This is a genomic window from Curtobacterium sp. P97 (genome assembly GCF_023712445.1).
Lineage (GTDB): Bacteria > Actinomycetota > Actinomycetes > Actinomycetales > Microbacteriaceae > Curtobacterium.
The window spans coordinates 357,921-384,050 of record NZ_JAMAYF010000001.1 but is presented as its reverse complement, the minus strand read 5'-3'; the positions used below and the strand labels follow the sequence as shown (position 1 = coordinate 384,050).

28 protein-coding genes are annotated in these 26,130 nt (G+C 72.0%); 20 read left to right on the top strand and 8 right to left on the bottom strand.

From position 1 onward, the window contains the following. Positions 1 to 228: 228 nt before the first annotated feature. Positions 229 to 1,179, bottom strand: a complete 951-nt coding sequence (locus tag M3677_RS01840) for a GTP-binding protein (protein ID WP_251159639.1) — start codon at positions 1,177 to 1,179, stop codon at positions 229 to 231. Between the two features lie 145 nt (positions 1,180 to 1,324). Here M3677_RS01840 and ykgO point away from each other — a divergent pair, with 145 nt between their 5' ends. Together ykgO and M3677_RS01830 are read left to right on the top strand one after the other, a co-directional pair. Beyond that, the gene (ykgO, locus tag M3677_RS01835; protein WP_058743312.1) at positions 1,325 to 1,447 is read left to right on the top strand and encodes a type B 50S ribosomal protein L36; all 123 of its coding nucleotides are present in this window, start codon (positions 1,325 to 1,327) and stop codon (positions 1,445 to 1,447) included. Positions 1,448 to 1,474: 27 nt separating this feature from the next. Next, complete coding sequence (locus M3677_RS01830) at positions 1,475 to 2,131, top strand: histidine phosphatase family protein (protein ID WP_066655482.1); 657 nt, start codon at positions 1,475 to 1,477, stop codon at positions 2,129 to 2,131. 198 nt (positions 2,132 to 2,329) lie between these two features. On the opposite strand, the gene M3677_RS01825 is transcribed toward M3677_RS01830, so the two are convergent. Next, complete coding sequence (locus tag M3677_RS01825; protein ID WP_251159638.1) at positions 2,330 to 4,072, bottom strand: glycerol-3-phosphate dehydrogenase/oxidase; 1,743 nt, start codon at positions 4,070 to 4,072, stop codon at positions 2,330 to 2,332. Between the two features lie 229 nt (positions 4,073 to 4,301). Between M3677_RS01825 and M3677_RS01820 the strand changes: the two genes are divergently transcribed. The 9 genes from M3677_RS01820 (at position 4,302) to sufU (ending at position 15,514) form a co-directional block, all read left to right on the top strand. After that, positions 4,302 to 5,243: a sugar-binding transcriptional regulator gene (locus tag M3677_RS01820; protein ID WP_251154656.1), complete on the top strand. Its 942-nt coding sequence runs from the start codon at positions 4,302 to 4,304 to the stop codon at positions 5,241 to 5,243. Between the two features lie 61 nt (positions 5,244 to 5,304). Then, positions 5,305 to 6,309, top strand: a complete 1,005-nt coding sequence (locus M3677_RS01815; protein ID WP_209684969.1) for an AraC family transcriptional regulator — start codon at positions 5,305 to 5,307, stop codon at positions 6,307 to 6,309. A 141-nt stretch (positions 6,310 to 6,450) separates the two neighbouring features. Continuing rightward, a complete protein-coding gene (gene ald / locus M3677_RS01810; RefSeq protein ID WP_251159637.1) occupies positions 6,451 to 7,551 on the top strand; it encodes an alanine dehydrogenase in 1,101 nt (366 codons plus the stop codon). Between the two features lie 1,087 nt (positions 7,552 to 8,638). Further along, a complete protein-coding gene (locus M3677_RS01800) occupies positions 8,639 to 9,622 on the top strand; it encodes a magnesium and cobalt transport protein CorA (protein ID WP_066658536.1) in 984 nt (327 codons plus the stop codon). Between the two features lie 136 nt (positions 9,623 to 9,758). After that, positions 9,759 to 11,879: an alpha-galactosidase gene (locus tag M3677_RS01795; protein ID WP_251159636.1), complete on the top strand. Its 2,121-nt coding sequence runs from the start codon at positions 9,759 to 9,761 to the stop codon at positions 11,877 to 11,879. A 121-nt stretch (positions 11,880 to 12,000) separates the two neighbouring features. Further along, entirely contained in the window at positions 12,001 to 13,296 is a 1,296-nt protein-coding gene (locus M3677_RS01790; RefSeq protein ID WP_251159635.1) for a chloride channel protein, read from the top strand. 168 nt (positions 13,297 to 13,464) lie between these two features. Next, the gene (locus M3677_RS01785) at positions 13,465 to 13,677 is read left to right on the top strand and encodes an antitoxin (RefSeq protein WP_066655469.1); all 213 of its coding nucleotides are present in this window, start codon (positions 13,465 to 13,467) and stop codon (positions 13,675 to 13,677) included. Between the two features lie 98 nt (positions 13,678 to 13,775). Next, a complete protein-coding gene (locus tag M3677_RS01780; RefSeq protein ID WP_251159657.1) occupies positions 13,776 to 15,071 on the top strand; it encodes a SufS family cysteine desulfurase in 1,296 nt (431 codons plus the stop codon). Next, positions 15,068 to 15,514, top strand: coding sequence for a Fe-S cluster assembly sulfur transfer protein SufU (sufU, locus tag M3677_RS01775; RefSeq protein ID WP_251159634.1), 447 nt, complete (start codon positions 15,068 to 15,070; stop codon positions 15,512 to 15,514). The genes M3677_RS01780 and sufU overlap by 4 nt, the downstream gene beginning before the upstream one ends. 10 nt (positions 15,515 to 15,524) lie before the next feature. Here sufU and M3677_RS01770 read toward each other — a convergent pair whose 3' ends face one another. Then, positions 15,525 to 16,013 (bottom strand): SRPBCC family protein, encoded by a 489-nt coding sequence (locus M3677_RS01770; RefSeq protein ID WP_251159633.1) that lies wholly within the window; start codon positions 16,011 to 16,013, stop codon positions 15,525 to 15,527. 113 nt (positions 16,014 to 16,126) lie between these two features. On the opposite strand from M3677_RS01770, the gene M3677_RS01765 reads away from it, so the two are divergent. The 3 genes from M3677_RS01765 to M3677_RS01755 all read left to right on the top strand — a co-directional run bounded on the left by M3677_RS01765 (position 16,127) and on the right by M3677_RS01755 (position 18,893). Beyond that, positions 16,127 to 17,527: an LLM class flavin-dependent oxidoreductase gene (locus M3677_RS01765; protein ID WP_308201955.1), complete on the top strand. Its 1,401-nt coding sequence runs from the start codon at positions 16,127 to 16,129 to the stop codon at positions 17,525 to 17,527. 61 nt (positions 17,528 to 17,588) lie between these two features. Beyond that, entirely contained in the window at positions 17,589 to 18,083 is a 495-nt protein-coding gene (locus tag M3677_RS01760) for a GNAT family N-acetyltransferase (protein WP_251159632.1), read from the top strand. Positions 18,084 to 18,170: 87 nt separating this feature from the next. Further along, positions 18,171 to 18,893 (top strand): VIT1/CCC1 transporter family protein, encoded by a 723-nt coding sequence (locus tag M3677_RS01755; protein WP_209684975.1) that lies wholly within the window; start codon positions 18,171 to 18,173, stop codon positions 18,891 to 18,893. Positions 18,894 to 18,992: 99 nt separating this feature from the next. On the opposite strand, the gene M3677_RS01750 is transcribed toward M3677_RS01755, so the two are convergent. Continuing rightward, positions 18,993 to 19,448 (bottom strand): VOC family protein, encoded by a 456-nt coding sequence (locus M3677_RS01750; protein ID WP_251159631.1) that lies wholly within the window; start codon positions 19,446 to 19,448, stop codon positions 18,993 to 18,995. A 140-nt stretch (positions 19,449 to 19,588) separates the two neighbouring features. Between M3677_RS01750 and M3677_RS01745 the strand changes: the two genes are divergently transcribed. From M3677_RS01745 to M3677_RS01735, 3 genes are all read left to right on the top strand, one after another. Further along, positions 19,589 to 19,735 carry a hypothetical protein gene (locus M3677_RS01745; RefSeq protein WP_251159630.1) on the top strand — a complete coding sequence of 49 codons (147 nt, stop codon included), beginning with the start codon at positions 19,589 to 19,591 and terminating at the stop codon, positions 19,733 to 19,735. Between the two features lie 134 nt (positions 19,736 to 19,869). Then, complete coding sequence (locus tag M3677_RS01740; RefSeq protein WP_251159629.1) at positions 19,870 to 20,460, top strand: VOC family protein; 591 nt, start codon at positions 19,870 to 19,872, stop codon at positions 20,458 to 20,460. 20 nt (positions 20,461 to 20,480) lie between these two features. Beyond that, on the top strand, positions 20,481 to 21,014 hold the full coding sequence (locus tag M3677_RS01735; protein ID WP_251159628.1) for a GNAT family N-acetyltransferase: 534 nt from the start codon (positions 20,481 to 20,483) through the stop codon (positions 21,012 to 21,014). Positions 21,015 to 21,037: 23 nt separating this feature from the next. Here M3677_RS01735 and M3677_RS01730 read toward each other — a convergent pair whose 3' ends face one another. Genes M3677_RS01730 through M3677_RS01720 form a run of 3 tightly spaced genes read right to left on the bottom strand, consistent with a single transcriptional unit; the run spans position 21,038 to position 22,326 of the window. After that, entirely contained in the window at positions 21,038 to 21,517 is a 480-nt protein-coding gene (locus M3677_RS01730) for a hypothetical protein (RefSeq protein ID WP_251159627.1), read from the bottom strand. Between the two features lie 16 nt (positions 21,518 to 21,533). Continuing rightward, on the bottom strand, positions 21,534 to 22,109 hold the full coding sequence (locus M3677_RS01725; RefSeq protein ID WP_251159626.1) for a VanZ family protein: 576 nt from the start codon (positions 22,107 to 22,109) through the stop codon (positions 21,534 to 21,536). A gap of 10 nt (positions 22,110 to 22,119) precedes the next feature. Beyond that, positions 22,120 to 22,326: a hypothetical protein gene (locus M3677_RS01720; protein WP_209684980.1), complete on the bottom strand. Its 207-nt coding sequence runs from the start codon at positions 22,324 to 22,326 to the stop codon at positions 22,120 to 22,122. A gap of 214 nt (positions 22,327 to 22,540) precedes the next feature. Here M3677_RS01720 and M3677_RS01715 point away from each other — a divergent pair, with 214 nt between their 5' ends. Both M3677_RS01715 and M3677_RS01710 read left to right on the top strand, forming a co-directional pair. Next, entirely contained in the window at positions 22,541 to 22,957 is a 417-nt protein-coding gene (locus M3677_RS01715) for a hypothetical protein (protein ID WP_251159625.1), read from the top strand. Positions 22,958 to 23,116: 159 nt separating this feature from the next. Further along, a complete protein-coding gene (locus M3677_RS01710) occupies positions 23,117 to 23,692 on the top strand; it encodes a uridine kinase (RefSeq protein WP_251159624.1) in 576 nt (191 codons plus the stop codon). Positions 23,693 to 23,789: 97 nt separating this feature from the next. Here M3677_RS01710 and M3677_RS01705 read toward each other — a convergent pair whose 3' ends face one another. Next, entirely contained in the window at positions 23,790 to 24,344 is a 555-nt protein-coding gene (locus M3677_RS01705; protein ID WP_209684983.1) for a VOC family protein, read from the bottom strand. A gap of 215 nt (positions 24,345 to 24,559) precedes the next feature. On the opposite strand from M3677_RS01705, the gene M3677_RS01700 reads away from it, so the two are divergent. Next, on the top strand, positions 24,560 to 26,122 hold the full coding sequence (locus tag M3677_RS01700) for an NCS1 family nucleobase:cation symporter-1 (RefSeq protein WP_251159623.1): 1,563 nt from the start codon (positions 24,560 to 24,562) through the stop codon (positions 26,120 to 26,122). Positions 26,123 to 26,130 lie beyond the last annotated feature (8 nt).

The window sequence follows — 26,130 nt, the reverse complement described above, 5'->3', positions numbered from 1 at the left end:
GACCGGCGCCGGGTGACCGGGGCCCGGGGCGGCGCGCGGCGCCCGACGCGCGGTGCCAGGTGCCAGGTGCCAGGTGCCAGGTTCGCGACGTTGCACGTGTCGATCGACGCGTGCAACGTCGCGGTTCGCGCGTCACCCGCGTCTCCGGGGGTTCCCACGTCCCTGGCGAGCAGTGCTCCGCCGTCGGTGCCGCCGCCGACGCCCGGGCCGGTCGGCCGTCCGGGGTGCTCAGTCGTGCCGGTGCTCGTGCGACGGGTCGAGCGCAGGCCACACCGGGAACGGGTCCGGCCACCGACGCCACACGTCGGGCCCGGCGAGCAGTTCCGCCGGGGTGAGGAGCGCACCGTCCAGCGCGCGTTCGACGGCGTGCACGTCGAGGCGCTCGCCGACGAACCAGATCGCCTGACCGACCGGTGCGTCCTCGTCCCACGACGGGTTCGCGGTCGGGTCGAGCGCCAGCATCGCGCCGAAGCTCGACCACGAGCCGACGTGGTCCGGCCGGGACGCCAGTCGGAAGAAGCCCTTCGAGCGCAGCACCCGGCCGTTCGCCCCCGCCGCGAGGTCGTCGGCGATGACGTCGGCGAGCCGCCCCGGGTGGAACGGCAGGGGCTCGCGGTACCGCACGGTCACCAGGTCGTCCCGCGGACCGCGCCCGGTGTCGGTCCGGCCGGAGTCGGACGACAGGGCGCGCATCCACCCGGCCCCCGAGGCCAGCAGCCGTGCTGCGCCGCCGTTGGACGCCGGCAGGTCGAGGGCGCTGCGCACGGCGGGCGCGGCGACGATCACCGCGTGCGGTGCCATGCGGTGGAGGAGGGACACGAGGGCGCGACGTCGTCGCCCGGACAGCGGCTCGACCCGGTCGAGCGCGATCACCGTGGCGTACTCGACGACGGAGACCACCCGCTCGGCCGCGACGAAGGCGTCGTCCACGTCGGACCAGAGCAGGTGGGCCACGTCGTCCGCGCGGAGCACGGCGACCACGTGGCGCAGGATCCGGTCGTCCCCGGTCTCCGAGCGCGCGGCGTTCGCGAGCATCATGCCGACCGCGCGGACGTCGACCTCGGGCGCCAGCGTCACGACGAGGTCGTGGTCGGCGTCGGGTCCGCACACGCGGTCGAGCTGGTCGCGCCGCGCGGCGATGCCCCGGGCCGCGGCGAGGGCGTTGCCGGCGACGTGCATGCGGTGGCCGCTGCTGATCCTGCCGGCGACACGGACGGCGTCGGCATCGTGCAGGGCGGTGACGAGGGTGGTTGCTGCGGGCGCATGTCGAGTACCCTACATGACAACCGTTCTCAACAAGGAGCCGGTGCAGGAAGGAGACCCCGTGAAGGTCCGCAACTCGCTCAAGGCGCTCAAGAAGATCCCCGGCTCGCAGATCGTGCGTCGCCGCGGTCGCGTGTACGTCATCAACAAGCGCGACCCGCGCTGGAAGGCCCGCCAGGGGTAGGTCACCGGCCGTCCGTAGGGTGGGGTCATGCGACTCCTGCTCATCCGGCACGGCCAGACCCCCGCGAACGTGAACGGTGTCCTCGACGCCGAGGTGCCCGGGCCCGGGCTCACCGAGCTCGGGCAGCAGCAGGCGGACGCGCTGCCCGCGGCCCTGGCCGACCGCGGGATCGAGCGGCTCTTCGTCTCGTCCATGGTCCGGACGCAGCACACCGCCGCGCCCCTCGCTGCGGCGCTCGGGCTCGAACCCGTCGTGCTGCCGGGGCTCCGTGAGATCGAGGCGGGCGACCTGCAGGGCAAGCACGACCGGACCTCGGTGCAGCTCTACATCTCGACCGTGCACGGCTGGTCGGCGGGGGACCGCGCGGGCCGGATGCCCGGTGCCGAGAGCGGCGATGACTTCTTCGCGCGCTACGACGACGCCGTGCGGCAGATCCTCGCGACCGGGGTCGAGGTCGCGGCTGCGTTCAGCCACGGCGCGGCGATCCGCACCTGGGCCAGCGCGGTCGCGCAGAACACCCCGGACGAGTTCGGCACGAAGCGGCACCTCGAGAACACCGGGATCGTCGAGGTCGAGGGGTCCTTCGAGGACGGCTGGCGCCTGGTCGACTGGGAGGGCGAACCCGTCGGCGGCGAGGACCTCATCGACCGGACGGCGCAGGACCCCACCGGCGACGCGTTCTGACGGCCGAGCCGCGCCCGAGACGCCGGCGTCGACTCGAGACACCCGCAGTCGAGCGAGACGCCGCCGGAACCGGCGGCGTCTCGTCGGGACGGCGGCGTCTCGTGATCCGAGCGGTGCGCGGTTGCGTGACCACGCGACGGACGGGAGGCGCGGTGCCAGCCGGCACCGCGCCTCCCGTCCGTTCCGTGCTCGCGTGGACTACGCGGGCTGCGCCGTCGTGTGCAGCGGCACGATCACGCCGTGCGACTCGCGCAGGACGTCGAGCGTGCGCTGGACCTCGTCCGCGCGCTCCTCGGTGTCCCAGCCCAGGGTGTCGGCGAGCACGTCCGCCAGCTCGTCGAGCAGGTCGATGGTGACGCCGCCGACGAAGGCGAGGTTCGTGCGCCGGAGCACCACGTCGACCAGGTGGACCGCCTGCTCGTGCTGCGCGAAGTACGCGACCTCGGCCCGCGTGAGCGACGGGTCGGACTCGAGGGGCTCGACCGGGCCGTCGGTGAGGACGTCCACGACCTCGGCCGCACGGGTGCCGTAGCGCTCGAGCAGCCCCTCGACGACGGACTCGTCGAGGCCGTCACGGTGCGACTTGATCCACAGCGCCCGCTGCGCGTCGGTCGTCGGGAAGTCCTTGCCACCGCCGATCGCCATGCCGGTCGTGTCGACCTTCCGGGCGGTGCCGAGCTTCGTGGTGACGTCGCTCGACAGGTGCGCGGCCAGGGCGCGGAACGTGGTCCACTTGCCACCGACCAGGCTCAGCACCGTGGTGTCGGGGAGGCCGGCGATCGGGGTGTCGACGATCCGGTAGTCGCGGGACACGAAGCCGGGGGCGGTGTCCTCGTGGCGGGGGAGCGGGCGGATGCCCGAGTAGCTGTAGACGATGTGGTCGCGGGTGACCTCGATCTGCGGGAAGACGTGCTTCACCAGGCCGAAGAAGTAGTCGATCTCCTCCTCCGTCGTGGTCACCGGCTTCGACGGGTCCGCGTCGATGTCCGTCGTCCCGATGAGCACCCGGCCCTTGAGCGGGTAGATGAGGACGATGCGGCCGTCGTTGTTCTCGAAGAACAGCTCGCGGCCCTTGGTCGCCTCGAGCAGCTCGTCGTTCTTGACGACGATGTGGGAACCCTTCGTCCCGCCCATGAACTTCGTCTCGCCGCCGAAGGCCTGGTTCGTCAGGTCGGTCCAGGGGCCGGACGCGTTCACGACCACGTCGGCGGTGAACACGAAGTCCTCGCCGGTCTCCCGGTCGCGGAGGACGACGCCGCCGTCACGGGTGCCGGCTGCCTCGACGTAGTTGACGGCGCGGGCGGTCGCGGCGCTGCCGGTGCCCTGCGCGGCGGCGAGGCCGTCCTTGAGCACGTCGAGCGCCAGGCGCTCCGGCTCGTGCACCGAGGCGTCGTAGTAGGTGCCCGTGTACTTGAGGTCCTTGTTGAGTGCCGGCATGTCGGCCAGCGCGGCCTTCTTGGTGAGGAAGCGGTGCTTCGGCACCGAGCCGCCGTCGCGCGAGAAGGAGTCGTAGATCGTCATGCCGATCTTGATGAGCGCGGCACCGCGCTCCTTGGTCGAGCGCTGCTTGTGGGTGAGCATGCGCAGCGGAGCGTTCATGATGCCGGAGAACGTCGAGAAGATCGGCATCGTGGTCTGCAGCGGCTTCACGTAGTGCGGCGCGATGCGGATCAGGCCGTTGCGCTCCTGCACGCTCTCGCGCACGAGACGGAACTCGCCGTTCTCGAGGTACCGGATGCCACCGTGGATCATGTGGCTCGACGCGGCCGAGGCCCCGCCGGCGTAGTCGCCGCGCTCGACGAGCACGACGTCGACCCCCTGCAGGGCGAGGTCGCGGAAGGTGGCGATGCCGTTGATGCCGCCACCGACGATGAGGACCTGTGCGTTCGGGCGCTCGGTGAGCGCGCTGACCGTCTTCCGGGGCTGCGTCTTCTTCGACATGGTGCGTCGCTTCCTTGGTCGGTTCCGTGGGACTCCTCCGATGGTGCGCCTGTGTGGGAGGGCGGGCAACTTGCGTGCACGAACGTGCAGCACACGTGTCGATCGGGTCGGAAGGCCGGCTGCCGACGCCGCTGCGGGTGCGGGGGCGACGGCCGGGAGGCGCGACAGGGGTTGCAGAGGCCCTGCACGTCCGTGCATGCTCGGTTCCGTGAGTGACGCAGCGCAGCCGATGCGAACGCAGCAGGCGCTGCGCGCCGCGCACCTGTACTACCTGCAGGACCTGACGATGGACGCCATCGCCGACGAGCTGGGGACCTCGCGCTCGTCCGTGTCGCGCCTCCTGAAGTACGCCAGGGACACCGGGCTGGTGGACATCCAGATCCGCTCGCCCCTCGACCAGGCCGCCGCGCTCAGTCGCAACATCCGCGCGCGGTTCGGCGTCCACGCGCACGTCGTGCCGGTGCCGGACCACACGAGCGACGTGGACCGGCTGGAGCGGGTGGCGCTGTCCGCGGCGCGCATCCTGACGCAGTACGTCGAGTCGAACATGGTGATCGGCATCTCGTGGGGATCGACCGTCAGTGCGGTGAGCCGCTACCTCGTACCGAAGACGACGCACGGGTCCACCGTGGTGCAGATCAACGGCGCCGCGAACACCCGCACCACGGGCATCGTCTACGCGTCGGAGATCCTGCGCCGGTTCGGCGAGGCGTACGGCGCGTTCGTGCAGCAGTTCCCGGTGCCGGCGTTCTTCGACGACCCGGCGACGAAGGAGGCGCTGTTCCGCGAGCGCTCGATCCGCCGCGTCCTCGACCTGCACGAGCGGATGGACCTCGTCGTGTTCGGCGTCGGTGCCCCGCAGGCGCCGGTGCCGTCGCACGTGTACTCGGGCGGGTACCTCGACCCGTCCGACCGCGACGAGCTCACCGAGGCCGGCGTCGTCGGGGACGTCTCGACCGTGTTCTACCGCGCCGACGGCTCGTGGAAGGACATCGGCGTGAACGCCCGGGCCGGTGCGCCGGACCTCGACACGATCAAGCGGGCGCCGCGTCGGGTCTGCGTGGTCGCCGGGCGCTCGAAGGCGGCGTCGCTCAAGGGTGCGCTCGCGGCCGGGCTGGTCACCGACCTCATCCTGGACGAGAGCGTCGGGCAGGCGATCCTGCAGCCCTGACCGCTCCGCTTGGGTCAGGTGCCGACCTACTTTGTCGGTGGTGCCCCGTAGGTTCTGGTCCATGGTGCCTTCTCACGAGAACCCCGATCGGGTGGAGTCCGACGGCGCCGTCCCGGCGGCACCTGCGACCGCGACGGACGGCCGCTCCTTCCGCCGCATCGCCGGCACCGACGTGGATGAAGCCCTGTCGTTCTTCACCGGCGACTACGACTTCCGGGCGCCCCGGGTCCGACGGACCCGACAGCGCCCACAGTGGGACTTCGCGGGGGTGAGCGACGGGCTGCTGTCCCTGCGGACGGCCCGGTTCCTCGTCGACCTCCGGACCGAGAGCGTCGTGGACGACCAGGTCCTCGTCGCGTGGTTGCGGTCCGGGTCCAGTACCCTCACCTTCGGCGGCCGGAGCATCGACCTCGAGCCCGGCGTGCCCGTGGTCCTGCCTGATGCGTACGAACTGCACCACCGCGACATCGGGCTGAACCTGGTGCAGCTCGACAAGGCGCACGTCAGGTCGCTCCTGGGCGATGCCGACTTCACGTTCGACGCGATGCACCGTCCGACCGCCGACGGCGTGCGCACCTGGCAGTCGGTCGTGCGCGCGCACTCGTCGACCTGGTTGCACAGCGACAACGACCTCAGCCCGGCGGCACGGCGCAGCATCGTCGACGCCTTCGTGACCGCGGCGGTCGACGCCTTCCCGCACCGCGAGCGCTGGCAGTCGACGGTCACCGGCAACGGTCCGGAGCACGCCCGACTGCGGCTGGCGCTCGAGTACGTGCACGCCCACGCGCGGGACGCCATCGGGACCGCCGAGATCGCTGCGGCGGCCGGGCTCAGTCCGCGTGGGCTCCAGCAGTCGCTCCGGCGGCACCTCGACCAGACGCCGGGTGACCTGCTGCGCAGCGTGCGGCTCGACGGCGCCCGGGGGGACCTGCTCCGCGGTGACCGCGACGACACCAGCGTGGCGGACATCGCTCGCGCCTGGGGGTTCGGGCACCTCGGCCGGTTCTCGGCGACCTACCGCGCCCGCTTCGGCGAGCTGCCGAGCGAGTCGCTCCGCGCGCACTGACCACCCGGGGCGTGCGCGGGCCGAGCCGAATCTCGTGCGACCGTATCGGCGGAGACCGTGCAGATGTTCGGCGGAATCCCATCCGAAACGAACTCCGGCGCATCGTGGAAGTGTCCTGCACCGCCCACGAAGGAGTCCGTGATGCTGATCGGCGTCCCCACCGAAGTCAAGAACAACGAGTACCGCGTCGCGGCCACGCCGGCGGGTGTGGATGAGCTCGCGCTGCACGGTCACCGCGTGCTCGTGCAGGCCGGCGCCGGAGCCGGATCATCCTTCTCGGACGACGAGTACCGGGCTGCGGGGGCCACCGTCGTCGACACGGCCGCCGAGGTCTGGGAGCAGGCGGAGCTCGTCCTCAAGGTCAAGGAGCCCGTCGCCTCCGAGTACGCGTCGATCCGTCCGGGACAGGTGCTCTTCACCTACCTGCACCTGGCTGCCGACCGGCCGCTCACCGACGCGCTCGTCGCCTCCGGTGCGACCGCGATCGCCTACGAGACCGTGCAGCTGCCGGACCGGTCGCTGCCGCTGCTCTCGCCGATGTCGGAGATCGCCGGGCGACTCTCCGTGCAGGTCGGCGCCGACCAGCTCATGCGCACGAAGGGCGGCCGCGGGCTGCTCCTCGGCGGGGTCCCCGGGACGCCGCGCGGCCGGGTCGTCGTCATCGGCGGCGGGGTCGCGGGGGAGCACGCCGCGACCATGGCCCTCGGGCTCGGCGCCGAGGTCACGGTGTTCGACATCAGCCTGCCGCGGCTGCGTGCGCTCGACGCCCGGTTCGACGGTCGGATCACGACGCTGCGGTCGTCGTCGCACGCGATCGCCGATGCGCTGCGCGAGGCGGACCTCGTCGTGGGGTCGGTGCTCATCCCCGGTGCCTCGGCGCCCAAGCTCGTGACCGACGCCATGGTCGCGGACATGCGGCAGGGGTCGGTGCTCGTCGACATCGCGATCGACCAGGGCGGCTGCTTCGAGGGCTCGCGGCCGACCACGCACGACGACCCGACCTTCCGTGTTCACGATGCCGTCTACTACTGCGTCGCGAACATGCCGGGTGCCGTCCCGCGCACCAGCACGATCTCGTTGACGAACGCGACGCTGCCCTACGCCCTCGCGATCGCCGACCAGGGGTGGGAGCGGGCCACCGAGGTCGACCCGGCCCTCGCGAAGGGCGTGAACGTGCACGCCGGCCAGGTCGTGAACGAGGCCGTCGCGGCCGCGCACGGCCTGGCGGCCGCCGCGCGCTGACGCGCGCCGCGCGCCGCGCGGCGCGCGCCGCCGCGGTCGAGGCAGCGAGACTCGGCCTGGCGGACACTTTCGCGGCTGGAACGCTACGAAAGTGTCCGCCCAGCCGAGTCTCGCGGCTGCGCCGCGCGGGCGCGCCGGCGCCGCGGCTACGCCGCGCGGCCGGCGCGCCGGCCGCGCCGCGCGCCGCGCGCGAGCGCGCGGCCCAGCCGACCCGGGCGCGCACCACGAGGGTGACGACGACCGCAACGGCGATCCCCACGACGGCCGTGACCGCCGTCGGCACGGACACGAGCGGCCCGTCGAGCCGTCCGACCGCGACCCACGCGAGACCCCAGGACAGCGCCGCGGTCGGTGCGAGTCGTCCGCCGCCCCAGATCGCCAGGAGCACCCCGACGAGCCCGGCGACCGCGGCGACGAGCACGCCCCAGGCGTCCTGCCCGAGTCCGAAGCCCCGGAAGCCCGCGGCCGTCAGCACCGCAGCGGTGTTGGCCGCGGTCGCGACGCAGACCCACCCGAGGTAGAGCCCGAACGTCCCGTCGGTCACGATCGCCTCGACGGCACCCGAGGGACGCGTCCGCCGCAGCACCGCGAACGCCCAGACCAGGACGCCGAGCAGCGTGACGATGATCGGCTCGCTCGCCCACAGGAACCCGAACTGCACGGACAGGATCCACGCCGCGTTGAGCAGCAGCGACAGCACCGCGGGGACGAACAGGCGCTCGTGGCGCTCGTCGTCGGCGGTGCGGAAGAACTGCCGCACCGTGTAGGCGATCAACCCGACGTAGACGACGCTCCAGATCGAGAACGCGGGGCCGGCCGGTGCGATCGCGGTCGACGACGCCGAGAGTGCACCGCCGGCCGCTTCGGCGATGGGGGTCCCGCCCGCTGCGCCCGAGCCGACGAAGGCGCCGACCACTGCCACCACAGCGCTCACGGCGACCGCGATGCGCTTCCAGATCTTCTTCATGTCCGCTCCGTTCGTCAGCATGCTGATGACCCGTACGGTAGGCCCGTGCCGTCGCGTCGGACGCAGCCGACGTCCAGGTGGCCGGGGGACGGGCCGACGGGCGGTGCGTACGGTGGCATCGTGACCGTCGAGCTCAACACCGTCTACGTCGACCGCATCGCCCCCATCGCCTGCCCGTCGCTCGACGACACCTTCCGGATGATCGGCGAGCAGGGCGCCAGCGCGTGCATCGTGCTGCACCGCCCCGACGCCGAGGAGCTCGGGGACGTCGCGGTCGCCCTCGGGCTGCACGAGCTCGCGGTCGAGGACGCCGCCGAGGGGCACCAGCGCCCGAAGCTCGAACGCTACGGCTCGACGCTCTTCACGGTGCTGAAGCCGGCGGTGTACCACGACGGCCCGGAGGAGGTGGAGTTCGGCGAGGTGCACGCCTTCGTCGGGCAGGACTTCTTCCTGGCGGTCGTCCCGGCGGACCCACGTGGCGCGCAGGCCGTCCCGCACGCGCTCCGACGGCTCAGCGGCAAACCGGCCCTCGTGACGGCGGGACCGCAGGCGCAGCTCTGGGCGCTCATGGACTCGATCGTCGACGGCTACGCGCCGGTGATCGACGGCCTGGAGGAGGACATCAACCAGATCGAGGACCAGCTGTTCTCCGGGGTGGCGGGGGTGTCGAGGCGCATCTACGAGCTGTTCGGCGAGGTCGTCGACTTCCAACGCGCGGCCCGTCCGCTCATCGGCATCATCGAGAACCTGCACCGCGGCGCGGAGAAGTACCACCTGCCGGTGGAGCTGCAGCGCCGCTTCCGCGACGTGCTGGACCACGTCATCCGCACGGTCGAGCGACTCGACACCTTCCGACAGCTGCTGCAGAACGCGCTGACGGTCGACTCGACCCTCGCAGCGCAGAAGCAGAACGACGACACGAAGCGCATCTCGGGCTGGGCGGCGATCCTGTTCGCGCCGACGCTCATCGCGGCGATCTACGGGATGAACTTCACGCACATGCCCGAACTGTCGTGGACGTGGGGGTACCCGCTGTCCATCGTCGCGATGATCGCCTTCGCCGCGATCCTGTTCGTCGTCTTCAAGGTGAAGCGCTGGTTCTGACGACCCACCGTCCCGGACGGCCCGGCCCCGCCGGTTCCGCGGACCCTCGCGCGTCGTGTTGCGCAGCACACGCCGCGCCAGCCAGGCTCGTCGTGCCCACGACGCACAGGCGTCGACGACGCCGACCGGAGCAACGATGCCCACCACCACGAACGACCTCGTCCACCTGACCGCCGGTGGGGTGTCCGTCGTGCTCGACTGCCGCGACGGCGCGCTGCCCGCCGTCGTGCACTGGGGCGCTGCCCTCGGGCCGCTCGCCCACGACGAGCTCGTCGCCCTCGCGGACGCCGACGTGGCCCCGGTCGCGAACAACGAGGCCGACGTGCCCGTCCGCCTCGCACTGCTGCCGGAGCCCCACCGCGGGTGGACCGGTCGCCCCGGGCTCTCCGGCCACCGTGGTGGTCGCGACTGGTCACCGGCCTTCACCGTCACGGCGATCGACGTCGACGACACCCACGTGACCGCCGAGGCCGAGGACACCACCGCGGGCCTCGCCGTCCGCGTGACGCTCGAGCTGCTCGTGTCCGGCCTGGTGCGCGCCCGCGCCGCCGTCACGAACACCGCCGTCGGCACCTACACGGTGGACGACCTGACCGTGGCGCTGCCCGTGCCCTCCCGCGCCCGCGAGGTCCTCGACTTCGCCGGCCGCTGGGGCAAGGAGCGCACCCCGCAGCGTCGCGAGCTCGTCGTCGGCACGCACGAGCGCGACAGCCGCAAGGGTCGCACCGGAGCGGACGCCGCGACCGTGCTCAGCGTGGGGGAGCCCGGGTTCGGGTTCGCCCGCGGTGAGGTCTGGGGCGTGCACACCGCGTGGAGCGGGAACCACCGTCACTTCGCCGAGCGGCTCGCGACCGGGCGCCAGGTGGCCGGTGGTGGCGAGCTCGTGCTCCCCGGCGAGGTCCGCTTGGACACCGGCGAGACCTACGAGGGCCCCTGGGTGTACGGCGCGTGGGGTGACGGCCTCGACGACCAGGCCCGCCGGTTCCACCACTGGCTCCGCAGCCGCCCGCAGCACCCGTCGACCCCGCGGCCGGTGACGATCAACGTCTGGGAGGCGGTCTACTTCGACCACGACCTCGCCCGCCTCACCGACCTCGCCGAGCGGGCCGCCCGGCTCGGCGTCGAGCGGTACGTGCTCGACGACGGCTGGTTCCGCGGTCGCCGTGACGACCACGCCGGTCTCGGTGACTGGTACGTCGACGAGGACGTCTGGCCGGACGGCCTCGGTCCGATCGTCGACCGTGTCCGTGCCCTCGGCATGGAGTTCGGGCTGTGGTTCGAGCCCGAGATGGTGAACGAGGACAGCGACCTCGCCCGAGCGCACCCGGAGTGGATCATGCAGGCGGACGGCCGGTTGCCCGTCCGCTCGCGCGACCAGCAGGTGCTCAACCTCGCGATCCCGGAGGCGTACGCGTACGTGCTCGAGCGGATGACCGCGATCATCGGCGAGTACGGCGTCGACTACGTCAAGTGGGACCACAACCGCGACCTGGTCGAGGCCGGGCACCCGGGCGGCGGGGCAGCCGTGCACGAGCAGACCCTCGCCACCTACCGGCTGATGGCGACGCTCAAGGAACGCTTCCCGGGGCTCGAGATCGAGTCGTGCTCGTCCGGTGGTGCGCGCGTCGACCTCGCGGTGATCGAGCACACCGACCGCGTGTGGGTGTCCGACGACATCGACCCCTTCGAGCGCCAGCAGATGCACCGCTGGACGCAGCAGCTGCTGCCGCCGGAGCTCCTCGGCGCGCACGTCGCCAGCGGGGTGAACCACACGACGGGCCGCTTCCACGACGTGTCCTTCCGTGCGGGCACCGCGCTGATCGGGCACTTCGGCATCGAGTGGGACCTCGCGCAGGCCACCGCGGACGAGGAGCGCACCCTCGCGTCGTGGATCGCGCTGCACAAGGAGTGGCGCGCACTCCTGCACGGCGGCCTGCTCGTCCGCGTCGACGAGGTCGACCCCACGCGCCTGGTCTACGGCGTGGTCGCCGAGGACCGCCGCCAGGCCGTGTTCTTCGTCGCGAGCACGGGCCGGTCCGAGGTGTCGGGCATCGGGCGCGTGGTCCTCCGTGACCTCGACCCGGACACGCGGTACCGCGTCGACCCGGTCCTGGTCGGCGAGGACCACGAGGTCCGGGCGCCCGACTGGTGGGCCGGCGACCGCGTCTTCAGCGGCCGCGTGCTCGAGCAGGTCGGCCTGCAGCCGCCGCTCCTGCCGGCCGACCGGGTGGTCCCCTTCCGCGTGACGGCCGTCTGACCGCGACGCGACCAGCAGCCGGACGGGAGGCCCGTGGCGGCCCCGCCACGGGCCTCCCGTCCGTCCACGGGTGCCGTCGGCCGTCCGTGGGCCGGTCCCGATCGCCGCTAGGCTTCCGGTCATGCCGCAGACCGGGAACGCGACACGCACGACCACGCCGGTCTGGGCCCTCAAGCTCGCCGTGATCACCGGGCTCGTCGGCATCGCCGGCGGCGTCGCGGGCATCTCGGTGTGGCTCGCCCTGCAGGCCATCCAGTTCGTCGCCTTCGGGTACCCGTTCGGCGGGCACCGCGAAGCGGCCGATGCGCCCTCCGGGCTCAACCGCTTCCTCGCGCTCGCCGCGGCCGGCGTGCTCACGGGCGTCGCGTGGTGGGCGCTCCGGCGGTGGGCGAAGCCCGTGGTGTCGGTGACCGGCGCGGTCGACGGCAACCGGATGCCGGCGCTCGCCACGGTCGCGAACGCCGCGGTGCAGATCCTGGCCGTCGGGCTCGGCGCCTCCATCGGCAAGGAGGTCGCGCCCCGCGAGATCGGTGCCTGGCTGTCCCAGCTCGTCACCGCTCGTGCCGGCCTGACGGGGCGCGAGACGCGCATCCTCGTCGCCTGCGGTGCTGCTGCCGGCCTGGCGGCGGTGTACGACGTGCCGCTCGGAGGCGCGCTCTTCGCGGTCGAGGTGCTGCTCGGTGAACTCACGTTCGCGACCGCACTGCCGGCCTTCGCGACGAGCGCGATCGCCGCGTTCACCGCACGGCTCGTGATCCCGGACGAGGTGCTCTACGACGTGCCCGCGATGCACCTGTCGCCGTCGCTGCTGGTCTGGGCGGTCGTCGTCGGGCCGCTGCTCGGGTTCGCGGGAGTCGGCTTCGTGAAGCTCACGAACCGGCTGCAGGCCACGGCGCCGAAGGGGTGGCACCTGCTCGTCGTGCTGCCCGTCGTCTTCGCGATGGTCGGGCTCATCGCCGTGCCGTTCCCGGAGATCCTCGGCAACGGGCGCGCGCTCGGCCTCGTCGCGATGAACGCCACGACCGAGGCGCCGACGTTCGCCGGGCTGTCGCCGATCGTGTTCCTGCTCCTCCTCGGCATCATCCGAACGATCACGACCTCGGCGACCATCGGTGCCGGTGCGGTCGGTGGCACGCTGACGCCCTCGATCGCCGTCGGCTCCGCGGTGGGCGCCGCACTCGGCGGCCTGTGGGTGCTGCTCTGGCCCGCTGACGGCTCGAGCCTGGCGGCGTTCGCGTTCGTCGGCGCGGCGGCCTTGCTGGCGACCACGATGCGGGCGCCGTTCACCGCGCTCGTGCTCGTCGTCGAGTTCACGCAGGAGGGCACGGACATCCTCATCCCGTCGCTCCTGGCGATCACGGGCTCGGTCGCGGTCTCCTACCTGCTCGCGCGGCGACGCAGCGCGCAGATGGTCTGAGTCGTCCGTCCGGACCGGGTCGGGCCGGCCGCGACTCCGGGCCGGCCGCGACCCGGACAGGCGCCGGAGCCGCGACACCGGGCCGGTCACCCGGACAGGCGCCGGGGCCGCGCCTACCATCGGCGGCAGGTCGGGGCGACGGGCCCCGCACGAGGTGAGGAGCCGTCCATGGCGGGGTTCGACGACATCACGAAGAAGGCACAGGAGCTCCTGAAGGACGGCAAGGTCCAGGACGCCCTGAAGAGCGAGAAGGCCGAGGACGTCAGCGACAAGGTCCTGGGCGGTGTGGCCGACGCGGTGAAGAAGGCCACGGGCGGCAAGTACGACGACAAGATCGACGCCGCACGCGAGCAGGCCGACAAGCGCATCGGCAACGAGTAGCGGCCGGCCTGCCTGCGTCCCGCCGCCGTTCCTGCTCCTTGTCCGCTGCAGGCGATTGGACGCACGGGGCGGGACCGACCACGATTGACCGCGTGACCGTGCTCGCCCCGAACCAGCCGCTGACCGAGTCCGAGGTCGCCGCGATCAAGCGGGACTTCCCGATCCTCCAGCAGGAGGTGAACGGGCAGCCGCTCGCGTACCTCGACTCCGGCGCGACGGCGGAGCGGCCGCGGCAGGTGCTCGACGCCGAGCGACGGTTCCTGGAGCACGACAACGCGGCCGTCCACCGCGGTGCGCACACGCTCGCGGCCCTGAGCACCGACGCCTACGAGGACGCACGGGCCACGGTTGCCGGCTTCGTCGGGGCGTCGTCGCCGTCCGAGGTCGTCTGGACGGCGAACGCCACCGACGCGCTGAACCTCGTGGCGTACGGCATCGCCAACGCCAGCCGTGGACGCGGGGGAGCGGCGGCGGAGCGCTTCCGCATCGGCCCCGGCGACGAGGTCCTGGTCACCGAGGCCGAGCACCACGCGAACCTCGTGCCGTGGCAGGAGCTCGTCGCGCTCACCGGTGCGACCCTGCGCTGGGTCCCGGTGGCCGACGACGGCACCTGGACCGCCGAGGACGCGGTCTCCCGGATCACCGAGCACACGAGGATCGTGGCGTTCGCGCACGTCTCGAACGTCACCGGCATGGTCGCGCCCGTCGCCGCGGTGGTGGCAGCGGCCCGCGCGCAGGGCGCCCTCGTCGTCCTCGACGCGTGCCAGTCCGCGCCGCACCGGCCCCTCGACGTGCAGCAGCTCGGCGTCGACTTCGCCGCGTTCTCCGGGCACAAGATGCTCGGGCCGAACGGCATCGGCGTCCTGTGGGGTCGCGGGGAACTCCTCGACGCCCTGCCGCCGTTCCGCACCGGTGGGTCGATGATCACGACCGTGACGATGGAGTCGTCGGAGTACATGCCGGCGCCCGAGCGCTTCGAGGCCGGGACGCAGCCGGTGTCCCAGGCCGTCGCACTCGCCGAGGCGGTCCGCTACCTGCAGGGCATCGGCATGGAACGCGTCCGCGCCCACGAGGAGCACCTCGCCCGCCGGATGCTCGACGGTCTGGCGGCGGTGCCGGGCATCCGGGTCGTCGGCCCGCCCGCCGGGGTGCCGCGCTCCGGACTCGTGTCCTTCGACGTCGACGGGGTGCACGCCCACGACGTCTCGCAGTACCTCGACGCGCAGGGCATCGCGGTCCGGTCCGGGCACCACTGTGCCCAGCCGCTGCACCGTCGGCTCGGACTCGTCGCGACCAGCCGGGCGAGCACCTACGTGTACACGACCGAGCAGGACGTCGATCGCTTCCTGACCGCCGTCGGCGAGGTCCGCGGGTACTTCGGAGCGGCCTCGTGAACGGCCTCGACTCCCTCTACCAGCAGGTCATCCTCGACCACGCGAAAGCGCGGCACGGCGACGGCGTGCTCGACGGCGCCGACGCGTCGCACTTCGAACGGAACCCCACCTGCGGCGACGAGATCACCGTCAGCGTGCGGCTCGAGCCCGGGTCGGACCGCATCGCGGCCATCGGCTGGCAGGGCGACGGGTGCTCGATCTCGATGGCCTCGGCGTCGGTGCTGTCCGACATGGCCGTCGGCCGGACCGTCCCGGAGCTGCTCGAGCTCACCGATTCCTTCCGCACGATGATGCGGTCGCGCGGGGCCGGGGAGCCCGACGAGGACGTCCTCGAGGACCTCGTCGCCTTCCACGGCGTCTCGAAGTTCGTCATGCGGGTGAAGTGCGGGATGCTCGCCTGGGTGGCTGCCGAGGCTGCCGTCCGCGAGGCCACCGCGGTCTGAACCGGTCCGGTCAGCTCCCAGGAGCGGCACCGACGTGTGCGAGCACGACCGGGTCGCTGCACCCCCGGGCGAACCCGGCGATCCGTCGGTCGATGTCGCGTTGCAGGACGAACGCGCCGATGCGCTCGGCCAGCGGTGCGAGCCAGGCGGGTCGGCACGTGAAGTTGTAGCGCCACACCGCCAGCGTGCGGCTCGGCTCGCCCTCCACCGGCGTGAAGCGCCACCCACCGCCCATCTTCTCGAAGAACCACGAGCCCTTCGTCATCTTCATGCCGACGTTCGAGGGCGGGTTGTACGAGACGTACTCGCTCTCCATCCGCAGGCCCGAGCGCTGCACCGTGAAGGTCCGGACGCCCTTCGCCGGCGCGTCGGCGCCGATGAGGTGCTGTCGACGGATGAAGGGGTCCCAGCGCTTCCGGACCGGTCCCTGCACCTGCGACACGGCGAAGGCGACCGCGACGGGGACGGGGACGACGCAGCGGGACTCGACGACGGGCACGCCGCCATGCTGCCACGCGAGATCGACTCAGGTCTGCGGCGCCGTGCGTCGGGCGGGCGTCACACGGCGTCACCTCACGTGACGCGTCGGGCTGCTGGACGTAGCTTCGCCGCGTGACCTCGACGAACGAGACCCGGCAGATCCGCTTCAACGCGTTCGACATGAACTGCGTCGCGCACCAGTCCTCGGGGCTGTGGCGCCACCCCCGCGACCGTTCGCGGCACTACAACGACCTGTCGTACTGGACGGACCTGGCGCAGCTGCTCGAGCGCGGGCGCTTCGACGGCATCTTCATCGCCGACGTCCTCGGCACCTACGACGTGTACGGCGGGACGAACGAGGCCGCGCTCCGCACCGGTTCGCAGGTGCCGGTGAACGACCCGATCCTGCTCGTCTCCGCGATGGCCGCCGTCACGGAGCACCTGGGCTTCGGCATCACCGCGGGCACCGCCTACGAGCACCCGTACCCGTTCGCCCGGCGCATCTCGACGCTCGACCACCTGACGGGGGGCCGCATCGGCTGGAACGTCGTCACCGGGTACCTGCCGAGCGCCGCGCGCAACATGGGGCAGACCGACCAGCTCTCCCACGACGACCGCTACGACGTCGCCGACGAGTACCTCGAGGTGCTCTACAAGCTGTGGGAGGGCTCGTGGGAGGACGACGCCGTCGTCGAGGACCGCGAGACCGGTGTCTTCACCGACCCGTCGAAGGTGCACCCGATCGAGCACCACGGCACGCACTTCGACGTGCCCGGCATCCACCTGACCGAGCCCTCGGTCCAACGCAGCCCCGTGGTCTACCAGGCGGGCGCCTCGCCCCGCGGCATCCGCTTCGCCGCCGAGAACGCCGAGGCGGTCTTCGTCGGCGCGCCGACCATCCCGCAGCTCGCCGCGACCGTCGGCAGGATCCGTGACGCCCTGGAGGCCGCTGGTCGCGACCGCTACGCCGCCCGCGTCTACACGCTGCTCACCGTCATCACCGACGAGACCGACGAGGCAGCCCAGGCCAAGTACCGCGACTACCGGTCGTACGCGTCGGCCGAGGGCGCGCTCGTGCTCAACTCCGGCTGGATGGGCGTCGACCTGTCGCAGTACGACCTGGACGAGCCGCTCGGCAACATCGAGTCGAACGCGATCCAGTCGGCGGCGGCGAACCTGTCCGCGGCGACGGGGGAGGACGGGTCGAACTGGACGGTCCGGGACATCGCGGAGCACACGGCGATCGGCGGCCTCGGTCCGGTCGCCGTCGGCTCCGGGGCGACGATCGCCCAGCAGCTGATCGACATCCAGGAGCAGACCGACGTGGACGGGTTCAACCTGGCGTACGCGGTGACCCCCGGCACGTGGGAGGACGTCATCGAGTTCGTCGTGCCCGAGCTCCGCGCGCGCGGTGCCTACCCGGACGAGTACGTCGAGGGGTCGCTCCGTCACAAGCTGCACGGCCGCGGCGACCGGCTGCCGGAGGAGCACCGCGGAGCCCGGTACCGGGTCGGCTCGCGGGCGACCGTCTGACCGATCGCGCGGCGGGCTCCGACCTGACCGCCGGTCGGGGCGTGCGACGTATGGTGGTCGGGTGATCGGGTCGTCCTTCGTCGTGCGCACCGCGGACGACGAAGCGACCGCGGCCGCGTGCATCGCGCTCTGGGTCGCCGCCGTCGCGGACCGGGACGGGGTGCCGGCCTCCGACGCCGTGCGCGCACGTGCGCACGAGAAGTTCGCCGCGGAGCGGGTGGCCCTGGTGGTCGCCGACGACGGCGGCGCCCCGCTCGGGTTCGCCCTCGTCACCGCACCCGGCACCGGCGGCGCGCCGAGCGACGGCGCGTACCTCAGCCTCCTCGCGGTCGCGCCGACCGCGCAGGGTCACGGACTCGGCCGTCGACTGCTCACCGCCGCGGTGGACGCCGCAGCCGCCGCCGGGCACGACCGGTGCGAGCTCCACGCGCTGGACGACAACGCACCCGCCCTCGCGCTCTACACGAGCGCGGGCTTCCGACCGGTCGGTGACCCGTTCCCGCACGCGCTGAACGGCCGTCCGACCCGGGTCTGGCAGGCGGCCTCCGTTCGGTGAGGTGAGGCTCACCTCACCACGAAAGCCCTGATCAGGCTTGCCTCACCTTGCTGGCGCGAACCGCTCCGGAGTGGTTCGATGGCCGTCATGTCGACCGCATCGGACCTCTCGCTCCCCACCTCCGAGCACGACGACGCCACCAGCGCCGCGCGGCTCAACTGGCTCCGGGCCGGGCTGCTCGGCGCGAATGACGGCATCGTGTCCGTCGCGGCCGTGCTCGTCGGGGTCGCCGGAGCAGGCGCGGGCACGGGGCCGATCGTCGCCGCCGGCACCGCGGCGCTCGTCGGCGGGGCGATCTCGATGGCCCTCGGCGAGTACATCTCGGTGAGCGGCGCCCGCGACGCACAGCGCACCGGGCAGGCGGCCGAGCAGGCGAAGCTCGAGGCCGATGCCGAGGACGCCCCGGCGCTCGCGGCGCACTACCGGTCGCTCGGGGTCGAGGGGGACGTCGCGGATGCCGTCGCGCGGGAGCTGACGCGGCCCGAGGTCCGTCGTCGCCGCGCCGAAGCCGCCCTGCACGACGCCGAGGACGAGATCGTCAGCCCCTGGCGTGCCGCCTGGGTGTCGGCGGCGACCTTCACGGTCGGCGCACTGCTGCCGTTCCTCGCGATGCTGCTCGCGCCGGAAGCCCTCCGCGTGCCGGTCACCGTGACCGCCTCGCTCGTCGCGCTCGCCCTGACCGGCACGACCGGTGCGGTGCTCGGCGGTGCCCGTCGGGGTCGCGCGGCGCTGCGGGTGGTCGTCGGCGGGGCGCTCGCGCTCGCGGCGACCTACGTGGCCGGGGCGCTGCTCGGGACGCACGCGCTCTGACCGGACGGGGACGGTCGAGTCTGCGATCGCGATCATCGACCACTCGCGTCAGGGCGATGCGCTCCGGGGAGCGATCCGAGGCCGTCCCCGCTCGTGGCGTCAGGGAAGCTGCGGTGGGGCGATCAGTTCGAGGAAGCCGCCGAGCGCCCCCTCGAGGTAGATGATCCGTGTGCCGGTCCGGACGCCACTGGTCATCTCGTGCGGTTCCCCGACGGGCCGCCAGCCGTGTGCTGCGCAGAGGTCGAGCACGCGGTCGAGGTCCGACACGGTCAGCGCGATGTGGACCGTGCCGGTGCGCGCGGGGGAGTCGGATGCTCGACCCGAGCGGGGAGCGTCGTACTGCAGCAGTTCGATCCGTTGGTCCCCGAGCGTGACCGTGGCTGCACGGATGGTGGATCCCTGGACACCGGTGGTCGCAGTCGTGGTCCGCGTGTCGAGCGTGAAGGTCCGTTCGAGCGCGAAGCCGAGACCGGAGCACCACAGCACCAGCGCGTCGTCGAGGTCGTCCACGGTGAGCCCGGCGTGCGCGACGTCCGAGACGAGTGGTGCTGTCATCCGATCAGTATCGCGCTCCACCGGACAGCTCGGCCCACGGGCACTGTCGTCGCGATCACGCCGAGCGAGCTACCGGAGCCGAGGGGCGCGGAACGACGACGTTCGTCGCACCGGGAGTACGTGGTCGAGGAGAGGGCGGGATGCTCCTCGCTGCCGTGGTCGAGGACCTCGGACCGCCCGGCCTGGAGCGCACGCTCCCGTCGACCCGAGACGCGCACGGTCTCTCCGCGCAGTTCGGCTTCGCACCGTCGGCTGACCCGTCCGAGCTCATGGTGCGCGTCTGGTGATCGATGGTCCAGGGCCACGGGTGTGAGGTGGACGCATGCAGATCGGAGAAGCCCTGTTGCCCACACGGTCCGCGTCGGTCGTTGCCGGGTTCTTCGACCGACTCGGGTGTGAGGTCGAGCGGGACGGTCCGAGCGTGACCGTGGCCATCGGCCTGAGCCGGCTGCGCTTCGTGGAGAGCGACTTCGAGGGCGCTCACCACCTCGCGTTCACCATCCCGACCGGGTCGTTCGACCTGGCCCGCCGGTGGCTTGGACAGCGCGTGCTGCTCCTGTCGGTCGACGATCGGACGGAGTTCGGAGGACCCCCGTCGTGGGACTCGCGGTCGATGTACTTCGACGGCCCTGATGACCAGGTGCTGGAACTCATCGAACGTCGAGCCCTGCCTCCCCGAGAGGTGGAGTCCTTCGCCGCTGCCGATCTCGTGTGCGTGAGCGAGATCGGCGTGGCAGTCCCGGACGTCCTCGCCGCGGTCGCGACCCTGCGAGCAGCAGACCTCCAGCCCTACGGGAACGAGCCCACCAGCGAGTTCGCTGCCGTCGGAGACGTCGACGGTCTCCTCATCCTGGTCACCCCCGGCCGCGCGTGGTTCCCGACCAGCACGCGTCACGTCGCGGACACCGCCGTCACGGTGCGCACCTCCGTGCAGCAGGAGGTGACGCTCGGTGCTGGGAAACGCCTCCGGCCCGTGACTGCTGGTCTCGGCGGACGTCCGGTGACCGACTGAACAGCTGGAAGGATGCGAGCATGCCGTGGCCGCGCGCCGTCCCGCTCAGCGCAGACCGTCTCTGCCTCGAACCCCTGACGGTCGAACACGCCGACGTGATGGTGGACGTGCTCGCGCCGGTGGAGCTGTACCACTTCACCGGCGGCGGACCGCCGAGCCTGGAGGAACTCCGTGCGCGCTACACCCGTCAGGTCCGGGGTCGGTCCCAGGACGGCACCGCAGGGTGGCTGAACTGGATCATCCGCCCCCGCCAGGGCCGCGCGCCGATCGGGTTCGTGCAGGCGACCCTGCACCGGACCGCCCAAGTCACGACGGCGGACCTCGCCTGGCTCGTCACGCCGAGCGCGCAAGGGCACGGGTTCGCGACCGAATCCGCGGAGCGCGCAGCGACGTGGCTGCGCTCGGTCGACGTGCGGGAGCTCAGGGCGCGGATCCACCCGGAGCACGGAGCCTCAGCACGTGTCGCCCTGCGGATCGTGATGCACCCGACGATCACCCGTTGCGACGGCGAGGTCCTCTGGCGGGAGCGACCACCAGCAAGCGATGAGTGCTGACGCGGGACTCGGTACCCGATCGGCTACTCGGACAGCAACGACCGGCGGCGTTCCGCTTCGTCGAGTCGCCGGCGGCCGATGGCAGCCGCGATCCCTGCGGGGACCGAGACGGCCAGTGGGTACTGCCAAGTGAGGTGGTCGTCCTCGAAGGCCAGCAGGAGCACCTGCATGCCGATCGCGGCGAGTGTTCCGCCGAGGACGGCATGTGCGCTCACATGGACGGCACGGCTCAGAGTGCATCGGAGCGCGCGGCCGAGGAGCTGGGTGAACGGCAGCGCCACGGCAGCGCCGACGGCGGCGATCACGGCGAAGACGACGACGAAGACGACGACGAACAGGAGGGCGCTGGCGGCTCCGTCGAGCGAGACACCGCCCCGGATGGCGATGACGATGCAGGTGATGACCGCACCGGTCGGAGCGACAGCTCCAGCGAGCCAGATGTAGCTCGTCAGGACGAGCTTGTAGGTCGTCGCCCAGGTCCACGGTTCCACAGCAGCAACCATGCCGCATCGTACGGTCTCAGGCGACGTGTTCTTCCCTCGGTGCCGGGTGCCAGCGGAAGACGTCGAGGAGACGGGACAGGCCCGGCGTCCGTGACGCCAGGACGAAGACCGCGTAGCCGAGGACCCCACCGACGGTGTTCCAGATGAAGTCGTTGACGTCGGCGACGTGGCCACCGGAGAAGAGCCGCTGCGCAGCAAGCTGCAGCAGTTCGATCGCCAGGCTCACCGCCGCGGCGGCGAGGAGGACCTTCCACCAGGACGGGCGGCGCATCAGGAGCGGGATCAGGACGCCCAGCGGGGCGAACACGACCACGTTGGTCACCGCGTCCGCAGCTTCGTAGTCGGAGAACGGGATCAGCGCCAGCGCTGGCGTCCACGGCTCAGCGTCGGGGAGCGGATCGAGGAACACGGGGAAGACGGTGTTCGCGAGGATGCCCGCGGCGTAGACAGCGATCACCCCAGCGACGGTCGCGCGCTGCCAGGTGAACCGTCCGGACCGGAGCAGGAACACCAGGTGCACGACGAAGACGATGATGCCGAAGACGAATGCAACGGGCAGGGCGGGGACTTCGCCGTACGGGTTGTCGGACATCAGCACGACACTACGTGTCGTCGCTCCGTCGTCGCCACTCTCCGCCGGCGTAGGCAAGCGTGAACAGCCCGAACATGGTGAGCGGTGAGATGGCCAGGAAGACCAGCATCGAGTCGACGAGGAACAACAGCAGCGCGGCGACGCCGAGAAGGACGACACCGCCGAGGACCATCGTCCACAGCGGGAGACGTCTGCTCAGCCGCTGGCGGTCACCCATGGGCCTGACGCTACCCGTCGCCGCGTCCGCGACCGCGCGCTCGTGCAGCCGTTCGTCGTGTCAACCGGCGGGCGGGGGACTGTCGTGCGTTCCCGTCGAGTCCTACCCTGGTGCGATGCAGGGTTCACGGGTCACTCGCCTCGCGGCCGCCGCTGGCCTGGTCGCGGTCCTCACCGGTTGCGCGACCCAGGCGCCGCCTGCTGACGGTCCGACGATGAAGTCGCTGCAGCTCCGAGCCGTCGTGTCGGAGGTCGAGGAGGCGTGCACTGCGCCTCCGGTCACCACTGAGGTCGCAGCGTCGGCGTGTGACCAGGACGGCGCGACCACCTACCGGTTGGCGAAGTCGCTCGGGTCGATCACGCCGACCTCCGCGCACCGCTCCGACGGTGAGGGTGCGGGCGGCTCGATCGTGTTGCAGTTCGACAGGACCGACAGCGATGTCCTGGCCTCGGCCACCCGCGAGACGATCGACGAGCGCATGGCGATCCTCCTCGACGGCAGGGTGCTCTCGGCACCCCAGGTCATGGAACCCCTCACCGGCGGTGAGGTCACCCTCGCGTTCGGGTCCTCCGCCGAAGCTCGCGAGGTCGACGACCGCCTCCGCGCGACGACGTCCGGGGACTCCCGGTAGCCGGTCCCTCCCGGAACCGCCCGGTGAGAGGGTCGGGCATGCCCACCGTCACTGCGCTGCTCGTCATCGACCTCCGACCAGGTGCAGTTCCGTCCCGGTCGGTGAGCGGAGGCGCACCGGATCGACGTCGGGAGTGACCGCTCCTCGTACACTCGCCGGATGGACCAGGACACCGTCCTCGAGCACATCGCCGAGCGAGCGCGGGTCGTGGGGCACCCGCTGGTCGTCGGCATCTCCGGCTTCTGCGGCTCCGGCAAGTCGACGCTCGCACGCAGCCTCGTCGCAACACTGCCCGATGCCGTGCGCCTCCGCGGCGACGACTTCCTGGACCCCGCTCGATCACACCGCCGTTCCTCGGACTGGGACGGGGTGGAGCGCCACCGCCTGGTCTCGACGGTGCTGGAACCGTTCCGAGGAGGACGACCCGGGCACTTCCAGCGGTACGACTGGGCACGGCGGGCCCTCGGTCCCGAGGAACCGCTCCCGCAGGCGAGGATCCTCGTCCTGGACCTCATCGGACTCTTCCACCCCGAGACGTTGCCCGCGCTCGACGCGACCGTCTGGTGCGACGTCGACCTCGACACCGCAGCTCGCCGCGGTACGGCCCGTGACCGGGCACTCGGCCGCAGTCACGACGCGCTCTGGCGCGACGTCTGGATCCCGAACGACCGGGACTTCGCGCAGCGCTTCGCGCCGCGCGACGCTGCCGACCTGCTCGTCGAGCCGTCCCGCTGACCCGTCCGCCTCTCGACGTGGACGCGACCCGGCGCCCGCAGTGACCGGCGCGGCGGCCGCGAGCCGTGCCTCCAGGCCGTTCGCGAGCCTGATGCGGTCAGGCCCGGTCCAGCTGCCGGAGCTGGGCGACGTCCGGCCACGGCGCCCACTTCGCCCGCGGCGCGTGCAGCAGGTACGGCTGCGGCGTCGGGTAGGTGACCAGCTCGAGCGTCGACCCCCACGGGGTGCGCGTGTAGACGAACCGGTTGCCCTCCCCGGCCTCCTCGCCACGCAGCGGCCGCGGGTCCGAGTTGCGGACGGCACCGGCGGACTCCGCGCGGGCGAGGGCTGCGTCGAGGTCGTCGACGTACAGCGCCAGGTGCTGCCACCCGAGGTCCGACGGGTGCGCGGCGGCGCGCTGGTCGGGTCCGCGGTACTCGAAGAGCTCGAGTCCGGGTCCCTCGGGCAGCGCGAGCATGCGGATCGCGCCCTGCGCCATCGACGACGGGATGCCGAGGTAGCGGTGGGCCTCCGGTGTGCCGTTCGGCTCGTCGGTGGTCCGGCGCACGTCGTACAGCACGACGGCGTCGAAGGCGTTCGCGAAGAACGCCGTGGCGGCCTCCACGTCCGGCACGGTGACGCCGACGTGGTCGATCCGGATGCCCGTGGTCATCCCTCGATGATGGAGCCGGTCGGGCGGCCTGGACGGGCTTGGGGCAGGACCTGCGGCGTTCCCTGCGGCATCCCGCAGCCGCCGCCCGGAACGAGCGTTCCAGCGGGCCGTCCGTGTCACACGACCGTTACACGAGGGAAACGGGCGATGCGAAGTGCCTTCGTAGCGTCGTCCTCGAGCGGGGACCCCCGCCGCACACTCCCACGGAGGACGCCTTGGTCACAGAGATCGCGACCCCGGTCGCCGCGCCCCACGCCCCCCGGACGACGTCGTCGGCAGCCGCCGGCGCCGGCATCGTCAAGCCCGGGTACGACCCGGCGCTCACCAACGAGGACCTCGCCCCGCTGCGCGAGCAGCGATGGACGAGCTACAACATCTTCGCCTTCTGGATGTCCGACGTGCACTCGGTCGGCGGGTACGTCACCGCCGGGTCGCTCTTCGCGCTCGGCATCGCGAGCTGGCAGGTGCTCGTCGCCCTGGTCGTCGGCATCCTCATCGTGCAGGTGTTCGCGAACCTCGTCGCGAAGCCGTCCCAGCGCACCGGGGTGCCGTACCCGGTCATCAACCGCGCGGTGTTCGGCGTCATCGGGGCGAACGTCCCCGCCGTCATCCGCGGCCTGATCGCGACGGCCTGGTACGGCGTGCAGACCTTCCTCGCCGCGCAGTCGCTCAACATCGTGTTCCTGAAGTTCCTCCCGGGCTCAGCGGCGCTGCTCGACCACTCGTTCCTCGGGCTCTCCGCGCTGGGCTGGATCTCGTACGGCATCCTCTGGGTCGCGCAGGCCGCGCTCTTCTCGATGGGCATGGAGGCGATCCGCCGCTTCATCGACTTCGCCGGTCCGGCCGTCTACGTCGTGATGATCGCGCTCGCCGTCTACCTCGTCGCCCGGGCCGGCATCGGCAACATCTCGCTGACGCTGCACACGGGCGCGCCGATGTCGTTCGGTGCCTCGATCCCGGTCATGCTCTCGGCCGTGGCGATCGTCGTCAGCTACTTCTCCGGTCCGATGCTGAACTTCGGTGACTTCTCGCGCTACGGTCGCTCGTTCCGAGCCGTCAAGCGTGGCAACCTCTGGGGCCTGCCGGTCAACTTCCTGTTCTTCTCGGTCCTCACCGTGCTCTGCGCGAGCGCGACGGTCCCGGTGTTCGGCAAGCTCATCACCGACCCGATCGAGACCGTCCAGGCGATCGACGCACCGTTCGCGATCCTGCTCGGCGGCCTCACCTTCGTCACCGCGACGGTCGGCATCAACATCGTCGCGAACTTCATCAGCCCCGCGTTCGACTTCTCGAACGTCGCCCCGCGGAGGATCAGCTGGCGGACGGGCGGCATGATCGCCGCGGTCGGCTCCGTGCTGCTGACGCCGTGGAACTGGTACGGCAACGACCAGGCGATCCTCTACACGCTCGGCATCCTCGGCGCACTGATCGGCCCGCTGTTCGGGATCCTGATCGCCGGCTACTACCTGGTCGCGAAGCAGCGGGTGGCGGTCGACGACATGTACACGAAGGAGCCCACCGCCCGGTACTGGTACCGCGCGGGCTGGAACCCGAACGCGATGTGGACCCTGCTGCTCGCCGGCGCGGTGTCGGTCGCCAGCGCGGTGCTGCCGCCCGCGACGGGTGTCCTGCCGTGGTTGAGCAACTACAGCTGGTTCATCGGCTGCGGGCTCGGGCTGGTCGTCTTCCGGGCGCTCGAGCGTCGGTCGCCGCGGATGCCGGTGCTGGCATCGGAGGACCCGACGGTCGACGACGGCGCGGCGGCAGGACGCGACTGACCGTCCGC